The following is a 2659-nucleotide window of genomic DNA, read 5'->3' as shown; positions in this document are numbered from 1 at the left end:
GCATATACTTTCCTGAAACCTACAGGTCAACCCCTGAAAATCGGCGATTCCGGACACACTTTTTGACCCTTAACCCTGTCTTCCACCCGGCTTAGTCTTGGCGCACGGGACAGGCGGTTGTGTGCCGACAGCCAGGTAATCTCTTGCTCATGAGTTCCTCCAAGACCTCGTCCTATCACCTCTTCCGCCGGTGGCAGGGCGCGACGTTCACCAAGCTGGGGCTGCTTAGCGAAAGTATGTCCGTGGCTACCGCTTCGAAGCTGGTCACACCCCTGGCGGTACTCATTCCGGTACTCGCAGCCCTCGCGGAGGCCCAGGTTCTCACTGACTCCGCCTGGTGGCTGACTTTGGGGGCCATCGTGGTGGGGGTGCTGCTGTACTGGATTGCGACGATCGGCATCGAAAACCGCCAGCGCTACAACTATGCCGTGCGTTCACGCAAGGAGCTCACGTCCCGCACAATCGCCTCGGCAAGCCTTTCCGACTACCAGCGTGAGCACGATTTCGAGAAGCGGGAGGTCGACGGTCGCCCATACCTTGCCTCGGACCGGGTCGATGAGTTCATCCAGGACGGTGGCCTGGAGAAGCCATGGGAGTTCTCCTCCTACAGGTACCGGCTGCCGAAGGATCTGGAGCAGTTTAAGTACCTGAATTTGCGCCGTCACTACGCGCAGGGGCGTGCGATGTTCAACGGGAAGCTTCTAGGCATGGCCTGCGACCCCGACTGGACGAGTCACGTCATCCAGCTGCACCTCATCGGCTATTTCGACCACATCACGTCGAACCTCGTCGTCGACAACCTCTACTACACCCCGGGGTACGACGAGTTACTGTTCGACGGCAGCTCCATCATCGTCAACAAGGACGACGGTGTCCTGATCGATCTCATCGAGAGCAAGGCGGCGAATGTCATCGGCTCCTCGACGTTGGTCCTGACATCCGATGGTCACGTGATTGTCGGTCAGCAGGGTTCGCTGAGCGATAACTCGCAGGGCATGCTGATCCCGTCGGGCTCCGGTTCGGTGTCGCTGAACGATAGCTTCTATGCGGAGACTTTTGCGGACATCGTCGCTGGTGCGGCGCAGCGCGAGTACTTCGAGGAGGCTGCCGTTCCGGGCGCGCAGGAATACCTGCGGAAGACGAAGTCAACCGGGGTGTTCCGGACGCCGGACAGTGTGACCGTGCCGGTACCGATTGCTACGCGGCCCATCGCCTACATGCGGGATCTGACGCGCGCTGGGCTGCCGGATTACTTCAACCTGTCCTATACGCAGCTCACCGCGGAGCAAGCAATCGGGAAGAAGGCATTGCCCTCGGAGAAGGGGCTCCAGACAGGGATGCGGGCGGAGCGGCTGCGGCCAGGGGAGGACGTCGCGCAGTGTGTGGACCGGATCGTCAAGGATCACCGGGCTGACGGTGGCTCGGTCTCTATGCAGATGGAGATGACCCGCCACGCCCTATTGCAGATGCGGGAGCGTGGGGTGCTAGGAGAATTCGTGAGTCATCTTCAGCGGGCGACTGCCTAGCTGAAGATTGGCAATGGCCTTAAAAGTTCCAAAGGCTGTGCCAGACTCCTGTTATGCGCCTCAACCGAAACTTGTCCCGGCGGCAGTTCGGCGTCGCTCGTCGGACTGGATCCTGCCTCGCTGCGCTCAGCCTGTCACTGCTGTTGGCTAGTTGCGCCGGCGAAGCTAGCGATTCCGCAGCCGATCGCCCTACCGTGACTCAAACGATCACCAAGGCTGGCCCGCCGCCGTCCGATGTTCAGAATGATGGTGCAGGGGAGGGGAACGATGCTTCGGGCGATGCCGACGAGAGGACTGAGCCGCAGCGGGAGCGCGCGCGGCCGAAACCGCAGCGCGTGAAGAAGGGCGAGTGCCCCTATCTTGAGTCCAACTCGAACACCCGACCCGGTGAAATCGTCTCCATGTACTGCGATGGGCGATGGATGCGGGCGGGGCGTAACGGCACTGATCACGTGTGGGTCGAACGTTTCGACGGCGCCGAATGGGGTGAGGTGGAAGCCGACGGGGTGACCACCTCCGGCATGCAGGGGCCGTGCTTCTCCGATGCGCGGCTGCGCCGCCTCGGTGCCCCCGAAAAACTGATCGACATGGTGACCCTCTGCGATTAGTGCCAATTAGTGTCATCGGTACCGGAGCTGCGGGAGCGCTAAGCTGCCATGGTGGAGGGGTAAAACCTATAAAAAGCAGCTTGCATGGCCCGAAAAGGCGCCCTTTAAAATGCCTATCTACCTGCTGTGATGTGTGCATGTTGGCCGTGATTTGTGCCCACGTTAACCGCTGGGTATAGTTACCACTCGTGCGATAGCACACGGCCCTGTGGCGCAGTTGGTTAGCGCGCCGCCCTGTCACGGCGGAGGTCGCGAGTTCAAGTCTCGTCAGGGTCGCTGTGAAGCCTCAGGCTTCTCGGCCAGATAGCTCAGTCGGTAGAGCGTTCGCCTGAAAAGTGAAAGGTCCCCGGTTCGATCCCGGGTCTGGCCACACTCCCAGCCCCATCCCAACGGATGGGGCTTTTGCTTTACGATTGCATTCCCTCGAGCGCCTGAGAGGGTTAAGTGACAAAAAGTGTGTCTGCCCGGCGTGTCGCCGGGTGGGCCCTTTTTATCTCATGGGCCCTTTCCGGATTCCTATGTTGT

At 60.6% G+C, this 2659-nt stretch carries 2 protein-coding genes and 2 tRNA genes; all 4 read left to right on the top strand.

Annotated elements, in window-relative coordinates:
* Nucleotides 1-149: 149 nt before the first annotated feature.
* The 4 genes from QP140_RS09680 (at nucleotide 150) to QP140_RS09665 (ending at nucleotide 2504) form a co-directional block, all read left to right on the top strand.
* Nucleotides 150-1526 carry a hypothetical protein gene (locus QP140_RS09680; RefSeq protein WP_284759448.1) on the top strand — a complete coding sequence of 459 codons (1377 nt, stop codon included), beginning with the start codon at nucleotides 150-152 and terminating at the stop codon, nucleotides 1524-1526.
* 194 nt (nucleotides 1527-1720) lie between these two features.
* Nucleotides 1721-2134, top strand: a complete 414-nt coding sequence (locus QP140_RS09675) for a hypothetical protein (protein ID WP_041628515.1) — start codon at nucleotides 1721-1723, stop codon at nucleotides 2132-2134.
* A 202-nt stretch (nucleotides 2135-2336) separates the two neighbouring features.
* Nucleotides 2337-2410: transfer RNA gene (locus tag QP140_RS09670), tRNA-Asp, on the top strand.
* Nucleotides 2411-2431: 21 nt separating this feature from the next.
* Nucleotides 2432-2504, top strand: a tRNA-Phe gene (locus QP140_RS09665).
* Nucleotides 2505-2659 lie beyond the last annotated feature (155 nt).

It is taken from the genome of Corynebacterium sp. UMB9976, assembly GCF_030212265.1.
Taxonomy (GTDB): domain Bacteria; phylum Actinomycetota; class Actinomycetes; order Mycobacteriales; family Mycobacteriaceae; genus Corynebacterium.
This window is presented reverse-complemented; position numbering and strand designations above follow the sequence as displayed.